This window comes from Helicobacter monodelphidis (genome assembly GCF_003288845.1).
Lineage (GTDB): Bacteria > Campylobacterota > Campylobacteria > Campylobacterales > Helicobacteraceae > NHYN01.
The window spans coordinates 1-5,484 of record NZ_NHYN01000037.1; the positions used below are offsets into that span (position 1 = coordinate 1).

Annotated in this window: 2 tRNA genes and 3 rRNA genes; all 5 read left to right on the top strand. The window is 46.8% G+C overall.

Annotation, left to right across the window (positions count from 1 at the left end):
• Positions 1-273: 273 nt before the first annotated feature.
• Positions 274-1,770: ribosomal RNA gene (locus tag CCZ01_RS09480) — 16S ribosomal RNA — on the top strand.
• A 78-nt stretch (positions 1,771-1,848) separates the two neighbouring features.
• Positions 1,849-1,925: transfer RNA gene (locus tag CCZ01_RS09485), tRNA-Ile, on the top strand.
• A gap of 5 nt (positions 1,926-1,930) precedes the next feature.
• A tRNA-Ala gene (locus CCZ01_RS09490) sits at positions 1,931-2,006 on the top strand.
• Positions 2,007-2,267: 261 nt separating this feature from the next.
• Positions 2,268-5,150: ribosomal RNA gene (locus CCZ01_RS09495) — 23S ribosomal RNA — on the top strand.
• Positions 5,151-5,257: 107 nt separating this feature from the next.
• Positions 5,258-5,373 (top strand): 5S ribosomal RNA (gene rrf, locus CCZ01_RS09500).
• The 16S, 23S and 5S rRNA genes sit together here with 2 tRNA genes alongside, the layout of an rRNA operon.
• The last annotated feature ends 111 nt before the right edge of the window (positions 5,374-5,484 follow it).

The following is a 5,484-nucleotide window of genomic DNA, read 5'->3' on the forward strand; positions in this document are numbered from 1 at the left end:
TTGTTCTTTATTCAAAAACCAAACGATATTTTTCGGTTTTTATGATCTTTGACAACTAAGCAAGAGTAAAGGCTATTTTGGTCAATTACCTTTAATTACTTTATAAGATAAGCAATTAAAGTTCCATTTATATTGGAATGTAAAAGATTAATTTAAGTTTTTCTCTTTATAAATCTTACAATACAACTCTGTCTAATAGAGTTTTATGCTTGTGAGCTGGAGGAGAAACTTTTTATAGAGAGTTTGTGCCATTTTTGTGGTTTAAACTCTCTTTTTATGGAGAGTTTGATCCTGGCTCAGAGTGAACGCTGGCGGCGTGCCTAATACATGCAAGTCGAACGATGAAGCTTCTAGCTTGCTAGAAGTGGATTAGTGGCGCACGGGTGAGTAACGCATAGATAACATGCCCTTTAGTCTAGGATAGCCACTGGAAACGGTGATTAATACTGGATACTCCCTACGGGGGAAAGTTTTTCGCTAAAGGATTGGTCTATGTCCTATCAGCTTGTTGGTGAGGTAATGGCTCACCAAGGCTATGACGGGTATCCGGCCTGAGAGGGTGAACGGACACACTGGAACTGAGACACGGTCCAGACTCCTACGGGAGGCAGCAGTAGGGAATATTGCTCAATGGGGGAAACCCTGAAGCAGCAACGCCGCGTGGAGGATGAAGGTTTTAGGATTGTAAACTCCTTTTGTTAGAGAAGATTATGACGGTATCTAACGAATAAGCACCGGCTAACTCCGTGCCAGCAGCCGCGGTAATACGGAGGGTGCAAGCGTTACTCGGAATCACTGGGCGTAAAGAGTGCGCAGGCGGGGTAGCAAGTCAGATGTGAAATCCTATGGCTTAACCATAGAACTGCATTTGAAACTGTTACTCTAGAGTATGGGAGAGGTAGGTGGAATTCTTGGTGTAGGGGTAAAATCCGTAGAGATCAAGAGGAATACTCATTGCGAAGGCGACCTACTGGAACATTACTGACGCTCATGCACGAAAGCGTGGGGAGCAAACAGGATTAGATACCCTGGTAGTCCACGCCCTAAACGATGAATGCTAGTTGTTGCCCTGCTTGTCAGGGCAGTAATGCAGCTAACGCATTAAGCATTCCGCCTGGGGAGTACGGTCGCAAGATTAAAACTCAAAGGAATAGACGGGGACCCGCACAAGCGGTGGAGCATGTGGTTTAATTCGAAGATACGCGAAGAACCTTACCTAGGCTTGACATTGATAGAATCTACTAGAGATAGTGGAGTGCCCTTTTAGGGAGCTTGAAAACAGGTGCTGCACGGCTGTCGTCAGCTCGTGTCGTGAGATGTTGGGTTAAGTCCCGCAACGAGCGCAACCCTCGTCCTTAGTTGCTAGCAGTTTGGCTGAGCACTCTAAGGAGACTGCCTTCGTAAGGAGGAGGAAGGTGAGGATGACGTCAAGTCATCATGGCCCTTACGCCTAGGGCTACACACGTGCTACAATGGGGTGTACAAAGAGACGCAATACCGCGAGGTGGAGCAAATCTCAAAAACATCTCTCAGTTCGGATTGTAGTCTGCAACTCGACTACATGAAGCTGGAATCGCTAGTAATCGTGAATCAGCCATGTCACGGTGAATACGTTCCCGGGTCTTGTACTCACCGCCCGTCACACCATGGGAGTTGTATTCGCCTTAAGCCGGAATACTAAACTGGTTACCGTCCACGGCGGATGCAGCGACTGGGGTGAAGTCGTAACAAGGTAACCGTAGGTGAACCTGCGGTTGGATCACCTCCTTTCTAGAGATTGTGAATCAAGCATTCGTTTGCTTTGATTCTAGCCGAAATAGCTTCTTGCTTAGTTGTCAGAGATCATAGGGGCTTATAGCTCAGGTGGTTAGAGCGCACCCCTGATAAGGGTGAGGTCGGAGGTTCAAGTCCTCCTAAGCCCACCAGTTATGGGGAATTAGCTCAGCTGGGAGAGCGCCTGCTTTGCACGCAGGAGGTCAGCGGTTCGATCCCGCTATTCTCCACCAGAATTGAGAGAATTTTTGATTTGGTTATTTAGTTTAGAAGTTTTCTGAGAATTTTAATCTAAGGTCTAGGTTATCTTTAAAAGGTTTAGGTTTTAGATTAGAATTCGCTTGGATTCTAAGTGTTATTTAAAATTCAATTGTTAATAGCCTACAAAAAAGTTGTAAAAAACTACAATCACGCAAGTTATTGCCTAATTGGTGCACAGTGTGCATTCATTAAGGCAGTGGCAGCCAAAGATAACTAATCTTTAGGATTTAAGTAAATAAGCTTTTGAAGGGCAGATGGTGGATGCCTTGGGTAGTAGAGGCGATGAAGGACGTACTAGACTGCGATAAGCTATGGGGAGTTGTCAAGGAGCTTTGATCCATAGATTTCCGAATGGGGCAACCCAATATGTAGAGATACATATTACCTTTAATGGGGCGAACCTAGCGAAGTGAAACATCTCAGTAGCTAGAGGAAAAGAAATCAAACGAGATTCCCTAAGTAGCGGCGAGCGAACAGGGAAGAGGGCAAACCGAATGCTTGCATTCGGGGTTGAGGACTGCAATATCCACTAAAACAAGTGAGCATAAGATTCTGGAAAGGATTGTCATAGAGGGTGATAGCCCCGTGTGCGAAGCTTGTTTTTAGGTAGCAGTATCCAGAGTAGGTCAGGACACGAGGAATCCGGGCTGAAGCAGGGGAGACCACTCTCCAACCCTAAATACTACTACTACACCGATAGCGAACCAGTACCGTGAGGGAAAGGTGAAAAGAACCGCAGTGAGCGGAGTGAAATAGAACCTGAAACCATCTGCCTACAATCATTCGGAGCCCTATGATTTATCAGGGTGACGGACTGCCTTTTGCATAATGATCCTGCGAGTTGTGGTATCTGGCAAGGTTAAGCAAATGTGAAGCCGTAGCGAAAGCGAGTCTGAAAGGGCGATTAAGTCAGATGCTGCAGACCCGAAGCTGAGTGATCTATCCATGGCCAAGTTGAAAGTGGGGTAACACCCACCGGAGGACTGCACTCGTGCCCATTGAAACGGGTTGGGATGAGCTGTGGATAGGGGTGAAAGGCCAAACAAACTCAGTGATAGCTGGTTCTCTTCGAAATATATTTAGGTATAGCCTCAAGTGATAGTAATAGGGGGTAGAGCTCTGATTGGGCTAGGGCTGCTCACCGCGGTACCAACCCCTGTCAAACTGCGAATACCTATTACCGTATCTTGGGAGTCAGGCGGTGGGTGATAAAATCAATCGTCAAAAGGGGAACAACCCAGACTACCAACTAAGGTCCCAAAGTCATATCTAAGTGGAAAAAGATGTGGAGTTACTTAGACAACCAGGAGGTTGGCTTAGAAGCAGCCATCCTTTAAAGATAGCGTAACAGCTCACTGGTCTAGTGATTCTGCGCTGAAAATATAACGGGGCTAAGATATGCACCGAAGTTGTAGATTGTGCTGATGCACAGTGGTAGAAGAGCGTTCATATCTGCGTTGAAGGTATACCGGTAAGGAGTGCTGGAGCGATATGAAGTGAGCATGCAGGAATGAGTAGCGATAAAAGTGGTGAGAATCCACTTCGCCGAAAGTCTAAGGTTTCCTACGCGATGCTCGTCATCGTAGGGTTAGTCGGGTCCTAAGACAAGTCCGAAAGGGGTAGTCGATGGCAAATGGGTTAATATTCCCATACCAACATTAGTGTGCGATGGGGGGACGCATAGGGCTAAATGGCGTTAGCTGATGGAATAGCTAATTTAAGAGTGTAGATTGGAGGATTGGTAAATCCGCCTCTGTATTCGAAACTTGACGAGCTTGTTGCGACCTTCGGGTTAAGATGAGTGCCATTGATGCCGTCGTGCCAAGAAAAGCCTCTAAGTTTAGCTAATGTTGCCCGTACCGCAAACCGACACAGGTAGATGAGATGAGTATTCTAAGGCGCGTGAAAGAACTCTGGTTAAGGAACTCTGCAAACTAGCACCGTAAGTTCGCGATAAGGTGTGCCTACGCAAGTAGGTCTCAGCAAAGAGTCCCTCCCGACTGTTTACCAAAAACACAGCACTTTGCAAACTCGTAAGAGGAAGTATAAGGTGTGACGCCTGCCCGGTGCTCGAAGGTTAAGAGGATTTGTTAGCAGCAATGCGAAGCTTTGAATTGAAGCCCGAGTAAACGGCGGCCGTAACTATAACGGTCCTAAGGTAGCGAAATTCCTTGTCGGTTAAATACCGACCTGCATGAATGGCGTAACGAGATGGGAGCTGTCTCAACCAGGGATTCAGTGAAATTGTAGTGGAGGTGAAAATTCCTCCTACCCGCGGCAAGACGGAAAGACCCCGTGGACCTTTACTACAGCTTGGCACTGCCGATGGGAGCATTATGCGCAGGATAGGTGGGAGGCTTTGAAATCTTCACTCTGGTGGAGATGGAGCCATCGTTGAGATACCACCCTTAATGTTTCTGTCTGCTAACTGGCTTATGTTATCCATAAGCAGGACAATGCCTGGTGGGTAGTTTGACTGGGGCGGTCGCCTCCTAAAAAGTAACGGAGGCTTGCAAAGGTTGGCTCATTGCGGTTGGAAATCGCAAGGAGAGTGTAATGGCATAAGCCAGCCTGACTGTAAGACAAACAAGTCGAGCAGAGACGAAAGTCGGTCATAGTGATCCGGTGATTCTGTGTGGAAGGGTCATCGCTCAAAGGATAAAAGGTACCCCGGGGATAACAGGCTGATCTCCCCCAAGAGCTCACATCGACGGGGAGGTTTGGCACCTCGATGTCGGCTCATCGCATCCTGGGGCTGGAGCAGGTCCCAAGGGTATGGCTGTTCGCCATTTAAAGCGGTACGCGAGCTGGGTTCAGAACGTCGTGAGACAGTTCGGTCCCTATCTGCCGTGGGCGTAGGAGAGTTGAGGAGAGCTGTCCCTAGTACGAGAGGACCGGGATGGACATGCCACTGGTGTATCTGTTGTTCTGCCAAGAGCATCGCAGAGTAGCTACGCATGGTTGTGATAACCGCTGAAAGCATCTAAGCGGGAAGCCAACTCCAAGATGAACTCTCCCTGAAGGTCGCAGGAAGACTACCTGCTTGATAGGGTAGATGTGTAAGCATAGTAATATGTTTAGCTGACTACTACTAATAGACCGATTGGCTTATTTATTTCGCCACTGCCTTAATGAGTGCATTGAAGTTGAACAACTGGCTATTGACAAGCTCCCTTTGCAGAAAAGGGAATAGAGGATAAGATCTTGTTTTCTATTCCCTTTTCTTCGTGCCTATAGAAAAGAGGCAACACCTAGCTCCATTCCGAACCTAGAAGTTAAGCTCTTTATCGCCGATGATACTGCATTTTTCAAGTGTGGCAAAGTAGGTTGGTGCGGGGGAGGGAATATTTTTTCTTGAGCTATTTTTTACTTTCATATATTCTTTCTGATTTTGTTCTGTAGTTTGGTATGCCAAAGGGGTGTATTGTATTTGATGTTTTTTAGAAAAAA